The sequence below is a fragment of the Streptomyces changchenzhani genome (assembly GCF_039766235.1).
Taxonomy (GTDB): Bacteria; Actinomycetota; Actinomycetes; order Streptomycetales; family Streptomycetaceae; genus Streptomyces.
In genome coordinates this window covers 181,113-195,686 of the sequence record NZ_JBDHNH010000011.1, presented here as the reverse complement: position 1 = coordinate 195,686, position 14,574 = coordinate 181,113, and the positions used below count along the sequence as shown (strand labels likewise).

At 68.6% G+C, this 14,574-nt stretch carries 12 protein-coding genes and 1 pseudogene; 3 read left to right on the top strand and 10 right to left on the bottom strand.

From position 1 onward, the window contains the following. Positions 1-20 precede the first annotated feature (20 nt). The 3 genes from rhaI to ABCR94_RS31050 all read right to left on the bottom strand — a co-directional run bounded on the left by rhaI (position 21) and on the right by ABCR94_RS31050 (position 1,832). A complete protein-coding gene (gene rhaI / locus ABCR94_RS31060; protein WP_347123887.1) occupies positions 21-1,226 on the bottom strand; it encodes an L-rhamnose isomerase in 1,206 nt (401 codons plus the stop codon). A gap of 139 nt (positions 1,227-1,365) precedes the next feature. Continuing rightward, positions 1,366-1,512, bottom strand: a complete 147-nt coding sequence (locus ABCR94_RS31055; RefSeq protein ID WP_347123885.1) for a hypothetical protein — start codon at positions 1,510-1,512, stop codon at positions 1,366-1,368. 2 nt (positions 1,513-1,514) lie between these two features. After that, on the bottom strand, positions 1,515-1,832 hold the full coding sequence (locus ABCR94_RS31050; RefSeq protein WP_347123884.1) for a 4a-hydroxytetrahydrobiopterin dehydratase: 318 nt from the start codon (positions 1,830-1,832) through the stop codon (positions 1,515-1,517). A 226-nt stretch (positions 1,833-2,058) separates the two neighbouring features. Between ABCR94_RS31050 and pdxR the strand changes: the two genes are divergently transcribed. Next, positions 2,059-3,585 carry a MocR-like pyridoxine biosynthesis transcription factor PdxR gene (gene pdxR / locus ABCR94_RS31045; protein WP_347123883.1) on the top strand — a complete coding sequence of 509 codons (1,527 nt, stop codon included), beginning with the start codon at positions 2,059-2,061 and terminating at the stop codon, positions 3,583-3,585. A 32-nt stretch (positions 3,586-3,617) separates the two neighbouring features. Here pdxR and ABCR94_RS31040 read toward each other — a convergent pair. Then, positions 3,618-4,826 (bottom strand): annotated as a pseudogene (locus ABCR94_RS31040) (MFS transporter); the annotation flags it as partial. A gap of 26 nt (positions 4,827-4,852) precedes the next feature. Then, positions 4,853-6,073 carry an ATP-grasp domain-containing protein gene (locus ABCR94_RS31035; protein ID WP_347123881.1) on the bottom strand — a complete coding sequence of 407 codons (1,221 nt, stop codon included), beginning with the start codon at positions 6,071-6,073 and terminating at the stop codon, positions 4,853-4,855. Between the two features lie 370 nt (positions 6,074-6,443). On the opposite strand from ABCR94_RS31035, the gene ABCR94_RS31030 reads away from it, so the two are divergent. After that, positions 6,444-6,734, top strand: a complete 291-nt coding sequence (locus tag ABCR94_RS31030; protein WP_347123879.1) for a hypothetical protein — start codon at positions 6,444-6,446, stop codon at positions 6,732-6,734. Then, on the top strand, positions 6,731-7,123 hold the full coding sequence (locus ABCR94_RS31025) for a type II toxin-antitoxin system VapC family toxin (protein WP_347123878.1): 393 nt from the start codon (positions 6,731-6,733) through the stop codon (positions 7,121-7,123). Before ABCR94_RS31030 ends, ABCR94_RS31025 begins: the two co-directional genes overlap by 4 nt. 234 nt (positions 7,124-7,357) lie before the next feature. On the opposite strand, the gene ABCR94_RS31020 is transcribed toward ABCR94_RS31025, so the two are convergent. The 5 genes from ABCR94_RS31020 to ABCR94_RS31005 all read right to left on the bottom strand — a co-directional run bounded on the left by ABCR94_RS31020 (position 7,358) and on the right by ABCR94_RS31005 (position 14,546). Next, positions 7,358-10,537, bottom strand: coding sequence for an NACHT domain-containing protein (locus tag ABCR94_RS31020; protein WP_347124058.1), 3,180 nt, complete (start codon positions 10,535-10,537; stop codon positions 7,358-7,360). 518 nt (positions 10,538-11,055) lie between these two features. Beyond that, positions 11,056-11,331: a carbohydrate-binding protein gene (locus tag ABCR94_RS39260; protein WP_521978271.1), complete on the bottom strand. Its 276-nt coding sequence runs from the start codon at positions 11,329-11,331 to the stop codon at positions 11,056-11,058. Next, a complete protein-coding gene (locus ABCR94_RS31015; protein ID WP_347123877.1) occupies positions 11,232-12,494 on the bottom strand; it encodes a glycerophosphodiester phosphodiesterase family protein in 1,263 nt (420 codons plus the stop codon). Before ABCR94_RS31015 ends, ABCR94_RS39260 begins: the two co-directional genes overlap by 100 nt. Positions 12,495-12,935: 441 nt before the next feature. Beyond that, positions 12,936-13,148: an integrase core domain-containing protein gene (locus ABCR94_RS39255; RefSeq protein ID WP_521978222.1), complete on the bottom strand. Its 213-nt coding sequence runs from the start codon at positions 13,146-13,148 to the stop codon at positions 12,936-12,938. Positions 13,149-13,574: 426 nt separating this feature from the next. Continuing rightward, positions 13,575-14,546: an SDR family NAD(P)-dependent oxidoreductase gene (locus ABCR94_RS31005; RefSeq protein WP_347123876.1), complete on the bottom strand. Its 972-nt coding sequence runs from the start codon at positions 14,544-14,546 to the stop codon at positions 13,575-13,577. Positions 14,547-14,574 lie beyond the last annotated feature (28 nt).

Here is a 14,574-nt window from a genome sequence, read left to right as displayed (position 1 = left end):
GGAGCGAGTGCGAAGGGGGCTCAGGCGCCCCAGCCCGCCTGCTGCCCGTCGGCACGCTCCGCGACAATGCGCTCGGCCCAGCCGGAGCGGTGGTAGGCGGCCACCGGGTCCGGGTCGAGCCCCTGCTCCGTACGGACCTCGGCGAGCAGCGGACGTACATCGGTGTTGTACGCGTCCATCAGCACCGCGTTGGCCGCGAGTACGTCGCCGGACCGCTGCGCGGCGGCCAGCGCGTCGGGGTCGACGAGCAGGGCCTTGGCGGTGGCCTCCTGAACGTTCATCAGGGAGCGGATGACCGCCGGGATTTTCGCCTCGACGTTATGGCACTGGTCGAGCATGAACGCGATGCCCGAGCCGCCGTCCAGACCGCCGCCGCGCCGCACCTCGTACATGATCCGGAACAGCTGGAAGGGGTCGGCCGCGCCCGCCATCAGGTCGTCGTCCGCGTAGAAGCGGGAGTTGAAGTCGAACGCGCCGAGCTTTCCCTCGCGCAGGAGCAGCGCGACGATGAACTCGATGTTGGTGCCGGGTGCGTGGTGGCCCGTGTCGACGCACACCTGCGCCCTCTCGCCGAGCTTGAGACAGTGCGCGTACGCCGTGCCCCAGTCCGGTACGTCGGTCGCGTAGAAGGCGGGCTCGAAGAACTTGTACTCCAGGACCATCCGCTGCTCGTCGCCGAGCCGCTCGTACACGGCCTGAAGGGCCTCGGCCAGGCGGCCCTGCCGGTCGCGGATGTCGTCCTGGCCGGGGTAGTTGGTGCCGTCCGAGAACCACAGCTTCAGGTCGCGGGACCCGGTCGCGTCCATGATGTCGACGCACTCCAGGAGGTGGCGGAGGGCCTTGCGGCGTACTGCCGGGTCCGGGTTGGTGACGCTGCCGAGCTTGTAGTCGTCGTCCTGGAAGACATTGGAGTTGATCGTGCCCAGCTTCACGCCGCGCTCCTCGGCGTACTTCGCGAGGTCCTGGTATCCGTCGGGGCCTTCGACCCGGTCCCACGGGATGTGCAGCGCCACGAAGGGCGCGATCCCGGTGAACTCGTGCACCTTCGCGGCGTCGTCCAGCTTCTCGCGCGGGCTGCGCGGGACACCGGCCTGGGCGAACACCTTGAAGCGCGTCCCCGAGTTTCCGTAGCCCCAGGACGGCGTCTCGATCGCCTGACGCTTCAAGGCCGCCTTGGCTGCCGCCACTGTCGCCGTCCGTGCGTCGTGGGCTGTGGGCTCGGTCATGTCACTCCCGGTGTGAATTCCGCAGTCTTTGAAACGAATACCTTTGTAGCGAAATATTTGAAACGATTCAATGCTTCACGCTAAAGCGCCCACGCCCGGCCTGTCAACGGCCCCGACGCAGCGGGTTCTCCGCTCCCGGTCAGCCCGTGGCCCGTTCGACCTCAAGCTGATCGAGGGACTTGCCCGTGGTGTTGGGCATGAACATCCCGATCACGCCCGCCACCAGCAGACAGATCGTGAGGAATGCGGCAACAGTGGGCCGGGGCCTTCGGCCGGCCGGGATCATTCTCAGTCGAGCGGGACCGCCTGGTGGGCCTGGACGATCGCGTCGATCCTCGCCGCCAGGGCGAAATCCGCCGCCGTCAGCTGGTCGTCGGCCTCGCGGGTCGTGATGCCGAAGCGGACATGATCGATCCGCAGGTCGATGTCCGCGTGGTGGCAGATACGACGCTCGTGGTCCGCCACCTGCACGATCAGCGCGACACCCGCGTGATAGTCGAGCCCGTAGGTGCGGGTGATCTCGTGCCCCAGCTGCTCCCAGCCCGGGAGACCCTCCAGCTGCTCGGCGATCTCCTGGTCGGTCAGCGGTACTGGCCCCTGTGCCACGTCATCCCCTCTCGGTCACATCGCCGGCACCCGTCGGGGTCCGGCCCGTCGTCACATTGCACATACCCGCCCAGGTCCCGACGATTCGCGTCGCGGCATCCTGCCACGACCGCATCGCACGCCGCAGTGGCCCCAACTCCCCCGGCGCACCGCCGGAACGCGCCTCGGCTGCGGTTCTCTGCGGGGGTCGTGGGAGACTCGGCAGTGGTTGTGAGGGGGGACAGACATGGGGTCGTCGGAGCTGCTCATAGCCCTGGACCGGGACAGTGCCACGCCCTTGCAGCAGCAAGTGTGCGACCAGGTAACCCTGTTGGTGCGGTCGGGGCAGCTGCGGCCCGGTGACGCCGTGCCCGCCTCCCGTGAACTCGCCCTCCAGCTCGGCGTCTCCCGGACCGTCATCACCCGGGCCTACGAACTCCTGCGCGCCCACGGCATCCTCACCGCCCGGCGTGGCTCCGGCACCCGCGTCGCCGGGCTCGCCGGCGGCGTACCGTCCGGCGCCCGGCGGTCGGCGCCCGCGGCTCTCACCCCGCAGCCGCCGAGATCCACCGACGACGGCAACGCCCTCTGGCAGCCCTGGGAGCCGGCGCCCACCCATCACCCGGGCACCGGGATCGACTTCCGGCACGGCACGCCCGCGCTCGCCAACTTCCCCGTGGCGCGCTGGCTGCAGTCCCTCCAGCAGGCGTACGGCCGGGCCGACGCCGCCGCGCTCGGCTACGGGCCGGCCGAGGGCTCCCCCACGCTGCGTACGGAAATCGCCACCCTGGTACGGCAGAGCCGCGCCCTGGACGCGTCCGCCGACCGGATCATGGTCACCGGCGGCGCCACCCAGGCCATGGACATCCTCGTCCGGCTGCTGGTGCGGCCGGGGGACGTGGTGGTCATCGAGGACCCCAGCCACACCGTGCTGCGCCAGGTCTTCGGCTGCTCCGAGGCGACCGTGGTGCCCGTACCGGTGGACGAGGAGGGGCTGCGGGTCGGTGACATCGACGCCTGCGTGCGGGCGCAGGGGCACGATCCGGCGCGGGTCAAGCTGGTGTACGTAACCCCGTCGCACCAGTTCCCGACCGGTTTCATCATGTCCGAGGGGCGGCGGCTCGCCCTCCTTGACTGGGCGTACAAGCGTGGCGCGACCGTCCTGGAGGACGACTACCACAACGAGTTCACCTTCACCGCGGAGCGCCTGCCCGCCCTGGCCGCCGCCCGGCACCGGGACACCGTCGTCTACGTCGGCAGCTTCAGCAAGACGCTCTTCCCGGCCCTGCGGATCGGATACGCGATCCTCCCGCCGCATCTCGTGCAGCCCTTCCTCGGCATCAAGTGGATCACCGACCGGCTGACGCCCACCGTCGACCAGGAGGCGCTCGCCCACTTCATCGCGACGGGCGCGTACACCCGTCACATCAGCCGGATGACCCGTCTCTACCGGCAGCGCCGAAGTCGCCTCATCGAAGCGCTGCTTGAGCACTTCGGCTCCGAGGTGCGCATCTCCGGCGAGGCGGCGGGCCTGCACGTCCTGGTCACGCTCACCGGGACGCGCGGCGCCACGGAGGCCGAGATCGCCCGGCTCGCGGCCGACCGCGGGGTGCGGATCTACCCCGCGTCCGGCTACTTCGTACAGGACCTGCCGACCGAACCGACCTTCCTGATGGGGTACGCGGCCCTGACCACCGCCCGCATCACCGAGGGCATGGAGCTGCTGGCGGCCGTGGTGCGCGAGGTCAAGTCCCGTCCGGGGGCGACGGGTTGACCGGGGCAGAGCGGGACCGCCGGGACAGGGACGGTCGGAGGCTCCGGTGCGGGCCCGGCCACGGGTGTGGCGGCCGGCGGCCTGATGCGCAGCAGCGCGAACGCGGCCATGCCGAGCAGCGGAGCGGTGAGAAGCGTGAGGAAGACGGGCTCGTGGCCGTGGGCCGTCCAGATGACGCCGAGGCCGACGGGTACGACGAGCCGGGCGAGGCCGAGGACAAAGCCGTTGAGCGCCATGAAGCTGCCGACGCGGCGCTCGTCGACATGGTCGGCAATGTACGTGGGCACGACGACGGACACGATGATCTCGCCGAGCGTCCACACGACCGTGGACAGCAGGATGGCGGGCAGCGAAAAGGCGAAGGCGATCACGGCCAGGCCCAGCGCCCACAGCAGACCGGCGACCAGCAGCAGCATCTTGGTGCCGTACGCCCTGATGTGCTTCTCCAGGAGCAGTCCGAGGCTCACCACGACGATGCTGTTGATGGTGTAGACGGCGCCGACCAGGCCCGCGGACTCGTCGAGCACCGTCGTGACCGCGAGCGGCAGCGCGTATTCGAGGCCGATCAGCGGGGCGACGTAGAAGAAGGAGACCAGGACGATCAGCAGCACATGACCGTGGCCCAGGGACCCCGTGCGGCTCTTGTCCTTGCGGCCGGCGGCGCCGCCGCGCCGGTCGCGCGGCACCCAGATCACGATCATCGCCGCGCAGGCCAGTCCGGCGAGGATGTTCCCCGCGAACATGGCCTGGTACGAGTACGCCGCCGCGACGCCGCCGAGCAGTGGGCCGACGCCCATGCCCAGGTTGTTGCCGACGTAACTGATCGTGTAGGCGAAGGGCCGCTGTTCGGGGGTGGTGAGGTCGGCGACCAGGGTGTTGGACGCGGGGCTGAACATGCCCATGCCGACCAGCGCGACGAACAGCAGTCCCGCGTACGTCCACGGCGGCCCGTCGAAGACCGCGAGGCCCAGATAGCCCGCGGCGTTCAGCAGCAGCGCCGTCAGCAGCGCCGCGCGTCGGCCGCGCAGATCGCAGAGCGGGCCGCTGAGCAGGCTGCCGACGAGCAGGCCCGTACTGCCGACGGAGATCAGCAGGCCGGCCTCGCCGGGGGTGAGGCCCTCGCCACGCACCAAGTAGACGGCGAGCAGCGGGAAGACGAACATGCCCGCGCGGTTGACGAACGACGCGAGGAAGAGCACGCGCAGCGCAAGCGGCAGTTCTTTGAACCGGGTCAACCACATGGCTCGGCCCCCTTTCTGAGTGGTCGTCAGATGTGCTGGGTCTCGACACGGAACGCGTCCCGTACGGTCTTGAAGCGGGCCCGGACATCCTCGAAGTCGGCGCCCTCGCACACGTACCAGCCCAGTACGTCGTTGGACGCGGTCGGCGGGGCCAGCACATCGCCCACGCTCTTCCACACATCGGCGTCCAGCACGGTGTCGAGCGCGGTCAGCTCCTCGGGCGTGGTGATGGCGGTGATGCGCCCGTACTTCGCGGAGCTCAGGTACTCGGTGCCGATCTCCGGGCCGAGCCTGGCGTCCGGCCGGTGGTCCGGGTCGAGTTCGAGACGGCACCACTCGCCCGCGAGGTTGATGCCGCGCCCCGCCTCGACGGCCGGGACGATCGAACCGCCGCCCGCCCGCGCGCCCGCCTCGCCGAAGACGGCGTCGCCGCCGTCCTCGGGCAGGAAGAACTCCGCGTGGACCACACCGGTGCTCAGCCCGAACCCGCGCAGAACCACGGCGTTCAGGTCAAGGATCCGCTGCTCGCGGGCGGTCAGATCGTGCTTGCGGGAGATGGTGCCGCCAGGCTCGTCGAGGTACTCAAGGACGGAGTACGTGTACTGGGACAGCTGCTCGAAGACGACTTCGCCGTCCTGGAACAGCGAGTCGACATGAAACTCGGTGCCGCGAATGAACTCCTCGACCCGGTATTCGTGCCGGTCGTCGCCCATCGCCGCCCAGACCCGGTCCAGGTCCTCGCGGCTGTCCACCCGGTAGGTGTCGCCGCAGGCCCAGCCCGCGTACGGCTTGATCACGACCGGGTAGCCGGCCTCCTCGGCGAACTCCGCGACCGCGGTCACCGTGTCGGGCCGACAGGAGCGGGCCACCCGCACGCCGAGCTCCTCGGCCCTGCGGTGCATCACGTTCTTGTCGCGGAAGTTGAGCGCCTGGTCCGGGGTGAGACCCGGGATCCCGTGGTCGCGGCGGCTGCGGCTCGCGGGCAGCACATCGCCCTCGAAGAGCGGGAAGATCCGCTCGATGCGGTGCTCGGCGCAGATGCCGTCGACCGCGGCCCGTACGGCCGCCGTGTCGTCCAGATCGGCGTGGTAGCGGGGCAGCCCCTCGGCCTCGGGCGCCTCCCAGCCGGTGGGCAGCAGCACCACGGGCTGGACGCCGAGACCGGTGGCGGCCTCGACCACACTGCGGAACTGCGCCGTGTAGCGGCCGGCGGCCGGCCGGTACACCACCAGGATCGAACGGTTCATGCGGATCTCCTCGTACGGGTCGAGTGGGGGTGCGGGCTCAGCGTGCTCAGCGGACCGGCGCGGCCGAAGGGGCGCCGAACAGCTCCCCGGACGGCGTGGCCCTGTCGAGCACCAGCGATCCGATGACCGCTGATGACGCGTCTGACAGTAGGGAGACGGCGGGTGCCCGGCCGTGGCCAATTCCCGGCAATTCCGGGAGGCCACTTCGCGAAGCCACTCGGCGTGCGCCGGGTGGCCCGTCGCGCCGACACCACCCGCCCACCAGCCCTGGTGGTTCAGCTACGCCTCGGTGACCTGCACGGACCTGAGCCACAGCCTGGAGGCGCGGATCCAAGCCGCGGAGTAACAATAGTTTTGTTAAACTACCGCCATGGCCAGCCCTCCGTCTCCCGCCCCCGCTCCCCCTCCCGGCGAAGGCCCCGTCCGGCCGGTGTCCGTCTCGCTCCACGAGGGCACCATCGCGGCCCTCAAGGCACGTACCGGGAAGCGAGGCATGTCTGCCTACGTCGAAGCCCTCATCCAGCGCCAACTGGAGCGGGAGCGGCTGCGCGAACTCATCGAGGACGCGGAAGCCGAACACGGCCCGGTCGACCAGGCAGCGGTCGATGCGAAGCGAGCGATCCTCCGCGGCGACACCGCCGGCTCGGCGAACGCCGCGTGAGTGGCACGCTCGTCCTGGACTGCGAGGGGTTGTCCCAGCTCGTCCGGCGCAAGCCCGCACTCATCGAGTGGCTGGCCGCAGCCGAGGCCGAGGACATCCGCGTGGTCACCAGCTCCGTCACGCTCGTCGAAGCACGCGACCCCAAGATCAACCAGGCCCGCTTCGACTACGCCGCCTCGCGTGTGGACATCGTCCCGCCAACGGAAGCCATCGCCCGCCACGCGAGCAAGCTCCTCGTCTCGGCCGGCCTGCACGGCCACAAGTACGCCCTGGACGCAATCGTCGCCGCCACCGCACTCGCCTCGACCGCCCCCGTAACGGTCCTGACCTCGGACCCCGAGGACCTCATGATGCTGTGCGGCCCGGGCGCACATGTGGTCAAGCCCTGACGGTCGCGGCCGGCCACAGCAAGGCAGCATCCTGCCTGTCGAAGCGTCAGGTCGCACCGCCCTCGCCCGTGCCGACGCGGCAGTGTGACGCCACGGTCGGAGCACAGGATCAGACGAAGGCCGTGTTCACGTCCCCGCAATACCGGTACGAGCGATCACGTTCGGGGCATCGTTCGATGCCAGATCCTCGGGTTTCCGCCCAGGGTGTCGACGCATTCGCCCGTCCAGGTCTTCCTAGGGGCCAAGAGTCCAGAAACGGGTGTTTCGCTCCGCCGTTGCGGCCAGTGTGCTCCCGTTCTCGTTGAGCGCCAGGCAGTAGATAGAGGCAATTGGGCCGGTGAGGTCCGCGACCTTCCGCTTCTGGCGGGTGTCCCAGACCCGTACCTCATTGTCTCGGGCAGCGGCCAGGCGGGTGCCGTCGCCGCTCAGCGTGATCGAGTGTTGGTAGTCCTCCAGATCGACCTCGGAGCGCCCCTCCTCCTCGCCGAGTGAGGGAGGGGGACCCTCCTTTACGGCACTTCCGAGGTCCCACCACCGCACGATGGCAGGGCCGGCCCCCTCGCCGTCTTTGCTGTACTGGGTCAGGCGCGTGCCGTCCTCATTCAGCGCAATGTCACTGCGGTTCAGCGTGATGTCCGTGCTGTCCGGCCGCCGGTCCAGGACGACGGGAGTGTCCTCGGCGACGTCCCAGACCAGTAGTTGGCCGTCGGCCTCAACGGCCAGGCGCGTTCCGTCGCCGCTGAGGGCGAATGCGTAGAAGGGGTAGTACCGACCGCGATATCCCTTTTCAAAGTACTCGCGAATGCCGACAGCCTTCGGCTTTTTCCATTGCTTGCCGGTATCGGCGTCCCACCTGGACACCTTGCCCGCGTGAAAATCGAAGACCACAATCAGGCCACTGGCCTTCTCCGTAAGGCCGACGGAGCTTGCCGGTCCCACCTTGGGGTGGGACCGGATCTCGATCTTCCTGCCCGTCGCGGCGTTCCATCGGGTTGCTCCTCCCTTCACGACGGTGACCAGGGTCGAGCCATCCTGGCCGAACGCCATCCTCTCGACGCTGCCGGTGATCGAGGTGGCCTGCGAGGTGTCGTCGGGCAGCGCCGTGCTCAGCACCAAGGACAGCGCCACCAGGACCGCGGCCACCGTCCCGGCCCGTTGGCGCCGCTGTCGGATGACCACCCCAGGGTCGGACGGCTCCCGGTCCTTGGCAAGCGACCGGCTTGCGAGCCGTTCCTGCAGGCGGATGTGCCGGAACTGATAGGTCCCCCCGGACTGCCGCAGCAGCTGCCGCTCCCTGGCGTCGGCGAGGAACCTCATCAGATGCCAGGGCAGTCGGCGCTGCGCGCCGAGTACCAGGCGGGTCAACAGAAACCGCGGCCAGGCCCTGGTCAGCAGGATGAGTAGGACCAGGACGGCCCCGGCCCCGCATACGGAGGCCGCGACGGCCGGGCCGCCTTCGAAGCCATCGGATATCAGGTCGGCAGCCTCGGCGATGAGCGGCTCGTTGGACCAGCCGCTGGCCACAGCCACGATCACGATGCCCACCGACAGGGCGATCGCCAGCAGCGGGAACGCTGAGAGTGCCAGGACCGTTCCTGCACACAGTGCAGCGGTCAGTGATGACTTGCGGTCCTGGACGAGGAAGTCCAGCGGGTTGGCCCGAGTCGAGCGCTCAGGGGGCGCATCGAGCCAGTTGTGCACGGCCAGCGCCAGACCGATCGACGAGGCGAGAGCCACCAAGAGCGTGAGCCCGTGGAAGTAGTCCCGCACCACAGAAGCGGACCACCCCACCGGATCGATCGAGATGGTGACCGCGCCCGCCGCCATCACTGGTACGGCGGGGATCGCGGTCAGCGCGAGTCCCGTGGCGAAGCCGCGACGCAGTCGGCCCAGGGATCCGCGTACGGCGAACGACAGCCGTCCGGGGGGCCGTTCGGGGGCCGCGTACCAGATGAACATTGCCAGGACGGCGAACCCGCCTCCTGTACCGGCACCGGCGGCAAGGATGTCATCGGTGCGGGCGTCGTGCATGAGAAGGGTGGCACCGGCGGAGACCGCGAGCATCACGAGCACTCCCAGCCCGATACCGATGGCCGGTCCGGCCCAGCGGGACAGCAGCCGGCCGCCCATCAGCCACCAGGCAAGGTCGCGTTCGCGGTGCTGGTGAAGGTACCTCGCCAGATACGTAAGCCAGCGCTCCGCCTGGTCGGCCTGCACCCGCCAGTCCGGATCCGCGCAGGCCGGGTCGCCCGGCACCTGCAGGGGCGCGTAGGCCGCGAGGATGACCCGGTCGACGAGGTAGTCCTCCACTTCGTGCCGGCTGTCGTGATCCAGGAGACTGGCCGGGGAGTCGGGGCAGTGCTGGTGGACGGTCCGGGCCAGGGAGAGCATCAGCGGAGTGGACAGCGCGGTGGACACTGCGCTGCCGGGCTCCGCCTCCAGTCGCTCGTAGACCTTGCTCCAGTCGGTTCCCTCCGGCCATTCGACGGCCCTCAGATAGGCGAGGGCGTCCCGCGCGGGAACTGGCCGGACCTCGACCACCGGCGCTCGGCGCAGAACCGGCGCGCCGCCCTCGATCACGTCCTCGTACTCTGCCGAGCGGCAGGTCACGATGACCCCGCGCCCGTCGCCGCGGGCGAGGTTGATGCCGCGGACCGCACTGCGGCGCGCCGATTCGGGCATCTCGTCCAAGCCGTCCAGCACCGGTAGCAGCAGGCGGCGGTCGAGCAGGCGGCGCGGCACCTCGGGACGGCCGTTGTAGTAGGCCGTGGCGAGCGACTGCACGATCCAGTCATCGAGCGATTCGCTCACCGGATCCCAGGTCGAGACCGACAGCAGTACGGGCACCGCGGCGTCGTTCTCGCGCCTGCCGAGGAGTCCGAGCACGAGCATGACGGCCAGTACGGTCTTGCCCGCCCCGGGTTCGCCAAGTACCACCAGCCGTCCGCTGGGGATCTGCCGGTAGCCGTCGGCCAGTCGGCGAATCGCATCGTCGAATCCGCCCTGAAGGCGGCCTTCGAGTGCCTGGCTGCGGATCCTGGTTCCGGCAGGACCCGCGATGGCGTCCGGAGAGTCCGCGACCGCGCGCTCGGTCGCGGACCATGCCAGCAGGATCACCGACGGGTCACGCAGTCTGCGCGCCATGACCTCGTCATCCCACTGTCCTTGGAGCGTCTCGGCGAGGATGTCGGCCAGCTCTCTCTCGTTCGCCGGAGGCGGCGGCTGCAAGAACGGGGCCAGGGCGAGTGCCAGTCCCGCGAGAGCGACGGCCAATCCGGCCACGCCTGTTATCTGACCTGCGGTGTCGCTGCTGGAGACCCCTATCCAGGCGAACAGGCCAAGGGACATCACCGCAAGCAGAATGAGCAGCAATTTGCCGACGCGCTGTCGCCACGCGTGTTCTGGAAGACGCATCACGCAACGGATTTTGACGGGCCTCAGGCCGATACGCGCCGTGATGCAGGATCTGCCGCACCCAAGCATGACGTTTCAGCGAATCTCCGCTTCCGGGGCAACGGAATGCTATGAGGCTGGCGGGCGCCTGAGAAGTCCCTTTCAGTGCAGGTGACTTGATGGTTCCTGCACTGTCGAGGAACCACTTGCAGGAGAACCGAGAACGCCAACTACCCGGCCTTGAGGGAAGGCACCGTCTCGTCGTGGGTGAACACGACGGACAGCGACGCAAAGCTGATCAGCGGCACGAGGGCCGGCGTGCTCAAGGCCGGCGAAAGTCCGGAGAAGCCCGGAGAGCCCGGAGAAGCTCTCCCATGAGAACGACACAGCGCCAAAGGCCGAGTCGGTTGCAGCAACCGCTCCACCGGCCGCGTCGCGACCAGCCCGTACCAGCCCGTACCTGCCTGCCGGCCTGCCGGCCGCAAGCAGCTGCACGACGCGCGCGGGCCCGCCGCGCGACGACCTTGCAGGCCAGGTGGCTACTTCCCCCGGACGCGGTCGAATTGCAGGTAGTCCAGGTTGAAGTTCTGAATTCCCTCAGCGGGCAGCCTGACCCAGAAGCTCTGGGCTCCGGAGGCCAGGGGGCGCTTCCCATCGAGAAGTTGCATCTCAAATGCATCGTGAGAGGTGGTGTTGTGCAGCCTGACCGTCTCACTCACCTTCCGGTTTCCGTAGTCGAGCCACAGCGCTCCCGTCGGGCCCTTGGTTGCGATGCGCCCGGAAACCCGGTAGGTCCCCGAGCGCGGAACGTCGATGTCGTATCGAAGCCATTCGCCCGCACGGGTGTAGCAACCGCGATCGCGCCCTGCTGATCGCAGATGTCCACGCCCTCGTACGGGCGCGCGGCTGCCCCGCCGTTGTTGCTGTCATCGGTGTCCGAGTACCCGACGTTCTTGCCCAGGAGGGAATAGTCCTCCGCCTGGACCCGGAACGACTTCGAGCGAGCGCCGGGCCCCGTGACGTCCGCGCCCGCGAGGAACCGACGCAGCTCGCGCACATTGTCGGTCTGGATGATGTCGGCGGAGAAACGGTCGGTGACGGCGCGCCACCCGTCATCGGGATCGATCAACGATCGCTCGTCCGTGTAGTCCGCAGCGAGGCCCTTCCACATGGTGTTGATCCAGACGCGACCTGTCTTGCTCGCAGCGGCAACGACATCCGGCTGGATTTGCGCGTCGGTGAGACGGTCGAAGATCAGCTCGTAGGCGTCAGGCGGGTTGTCGCCGAACGCTGTCATGCTGCTCGCGTTGGCATCGTCGACAACATGGGAATAGACGATCGCCGGATCCTTGGCCCGGAAGGCCTCGACCTCCGCGACAGGTGCGGTGCTCTTGAAGATCGCCGTCGGCACCGTGCCGGTCGACACCGCCAGGTCGTACATCGCGTCCCGATACGACCACCCCTTGTCGAGGTTGATCATCGCCCGGTCCTTTGTCGCGAGAAGCGCTTCCTTCAGGGTTGGAATCTTCACATCGGTCACAGCCGTCCCGCTGTGACCGAGACCTTCGCGAAGCCGCAACTCCCGGACCTGGGAGAACGTCAGATCGGACACAGATCCGCTGCCGTTGGTGGTGCGGTCGACGCTGTCGTCATGCATGAGGACCAGCACACCGTCCTTGGTGCGCTTGACATCGATCTCGATGATCTCGGCTCCATCGAGAATCGCGGCCTCGATCGCGGGCAGCGAATTCTCCGGCGCGGAACGCCACTGGGCCCGATGCGCCGCAGTCAGTACCGCAGCACCTCGCCCGTGCTGCGCGAAGGCTGCCGAGAGCTTGCCGCCACCCGTCCGTTCCTGATCGACGGCTCCCGCCGTTCCCGCGAACGTCACCACCGGTGCGGCCAGGCACACAGCCATCGCCACCCGATCGCGAGGGACACGCCGCGGCGATGACCCGGCTTTCCGCTCGTTGCCCATGATGTACGAAGCTGCATTTTCGCCTGTCCCCAGAAGCGCCGTGACAAGTTCATCGACGGCACCAACCTGCCACCGGGAGGAGGCACCAGGAGGGCATCCGTGTAGCGGGTCGGTGAATAGCCAGGGCCTCGGAGCAACGGCGCGTGACGGTACCTCAGCATGCTGGGACTCACTGCTCCCCACCGCAGGATGCGCAACACGATCACCTTGCAGGAACGAAACAACGGCCGAAAGATCATCGGCATGTACTCAGTGAGGGTTCTCAGACTGGGCCGTCTCTGAGGCACAAGATCAAGAAATAGCAAAAGCCCCAGGTCACGGCGAGTGAGAATCCTGGGGCTTCCACAGAGCCGCCTTCGGGATTCGAACCCGAGACCTACGCATTACGAGGGCTGGCAAAATCGTGACGCGTGCTGCTACGTGATCACGCTCGATCCGATTTTACCTGGTCAGAGACTTGCCGGCGTCAGTGGCATGACGCTCAATCCAACGGATGCTGTCCCGTACCTCTTCGGCAGTCCCGAAGTGGACGGAGGCGGGTGTGTGCCAGCCGATACCCGAGTGCCGGTGCTCATGGTTGTAATACGCGATGAACGCGTCGAACCACTCGCGGGCGTGGGCCAAGGAATCGAACCGTTCGGGATAGTCCGACATGTGGGCACCGCCTTGGCGGGATGGGTGGCCTGCCGTCGTCACTCACCGGACTGATCCTGCTCGCGCAGGAGCCGGTACATCGTCGAGACGGAGCAGTGATAGCGCCGGCATCCAGCTCGCGGGCCCAGATCTGTGTGGGCGCAAGCTCGGCGTACTCGTCGCCGTTCATCAACTCCAGGACCGCAGCCCGCTCTTCGGCCGTCAGGGCCAACGGCTGCACCTGCGGGGCACGTGCTCTGCGTAGTGGTGCCGACCGGAGCCGGCGGTAGTGCGTGGCGCGGGAGCGGCCGGTCAGCCGACAGGCGGCCGTGCTGCCCAGCTGAGCCTCGACGCCGGTGAACGCCTTGTCCACGACACGGCTGGCGGCAGGATTCAGTCCGCGCTCTCGGAGATCACGTCCAAGAGCGCGGAAGCGTTTTTGCGGGTTCATCGAGTGATCGGAGTGGCGCCAGTTGCCGCGACGGACAGTTCCCATAGCCGTGCGGCTGCCTCGGGGTCGATGGCATACGCCCGGACGCCGCCGTCGTCCATGGGCTCGTCGGGGGCGGAGACGTGCGCGACGTGGCAGTCCTCGAGGTAGAGCCCGCCGCGACCGTCGAGGAGCGAAGAGGTGGCGGCCCACAGGCCGGTTGCGGCGCCTTGGGAGGGTGTCTTGAAGTCGGCGCCGATCACGGTGCCGTGTTCGTCCACCCACCCACGCTCGATCTGCTCCTGGAGAGTCATCTCTCGCTGGAGGCCAGTGATGATCTTGCCAGGGTGGAGGGCGACCGCTCGGACGCCATCGTTGCGGCCAAGGGCGTCGAGCTGCACGGCGAACAGGGCGTTGGCGGTCTTGGCCTGACCGTAGGCCAGCCACTTGTCGTAGCCGGTGAAAAAGTGCGGGTCGTGCCAGCGGATGCCGGTCAGGGCGTGCCCGGCAGAGCTGTTGACGACGACGCGCGCACCGCCGGCGGCGGCCAGGAGCGGGTAGAGCTCGCAGGCGAGGGCGAAGTGTCCGAAGTGGTTGACGGCAAGCTGGCCTTCCCAGCCGGGTCCAACGCGCCGCTCAGGGGTGGCCATGACGCCGGCGACGGCCATGAGGAGGTCGAGCCTGGTGATGGAGTCGTTGATCTGCGCGGCGGCCGCACGCACGCTGTCGAGGTCCGCCAGGTCCATGGGGATGACCTCGCAACCATCCAGATCTGCGAGGGCGGCGCGGGCGACCTCGGGCCGGCGTGCCGGAACGATGACCCGGGCCCCGGCGGCAGCCAGGCCCCGGGTGGTTTCCAGACCGAGCCCGGAATAGCCCCCGGTCACGATGGCGGTTGCGGCGGAGAGGTCGAGGTCGGCCATGACGTCCTCGGCGGTGCTGGTAGCCGAGAAGGGCGAGCCGAGCGGCTGCTGATCAGTGGTGGTCATGCCGACGACGCTACGAACTAGAGTGAGG

What these genes read in the sequence shown, in the direction of transcription:
- rhaI (WP_347123887.1), bottom strand. Translation starts at nt 1,226, where the DNA reads ATGACCGAGCCCACAGCCCACGACGCACGGACGGCGACAGTGGCGGCA.
- ABCR94_RS31055 (WP_347123885.1), bottom strand. Translation starts at nt 1,512, where the DNA reads ATGATCCCGGCCGGCCGAAGGCCCCGGCCCACTGTTGCCGCATTCCTC.
- pdxR (WP_347123883.1), top strand. Translation starts at nt 2,059, where the DNA reads ATGGGGTCGTCGGAGCTGCTCATAGCCCTGGACCGGGACAGTGCCACG.
- ABCR94_RS31035 (WP_347123881.1), bottom strand. Translation starts at nt 6,073, where the DNA reads ATGAACCGTTCGATCCTGGTGGTGTACCGGCCGGCCGCCGGCCGCTAC.
- ABCR94_RS31030 (WP_347123879.1), top strand. Translation starts at nt 6,444, where the DNA reads ATGGCCAGCCCTCCGTCTCCCGCCCCCGCTCCCCCTCCCGGCGAAGGC.
- ABCR94_RS31020 (WP_347124058.1), bottom strand. Translation starts at nt 10,537, where the DNA reads ATGCGTCTTCCAGAACACGCGTGGCGACAGCGCGTCGGCAAATTGCTG.
- ABCR94_RS31015 (WP_347123877.1), bottom strand. Translation starts at nt 12,494, where the DNA reads ATGGGCAACGAGCGGAAAGCCGGGTCATCGCCGCGGCGTGTCCCTCGC.
- ABCR94_RS39255 (WP_521978222.1), bottom strand. Translation starts at nt 13,148, where the DNA reads ATGTCGGACTATCCCGAACGGTTCGATTCCTTGGCCCACGCCCGCGAG.
- ABCR94_RS31005 (WP_347123876.1), bottom strand. Translation starts at nt 14,546, where the DNA reads ATGACCACCACTGATCAGCAGCCGCTCGGCTCGCCCTTCTCGGCTACC.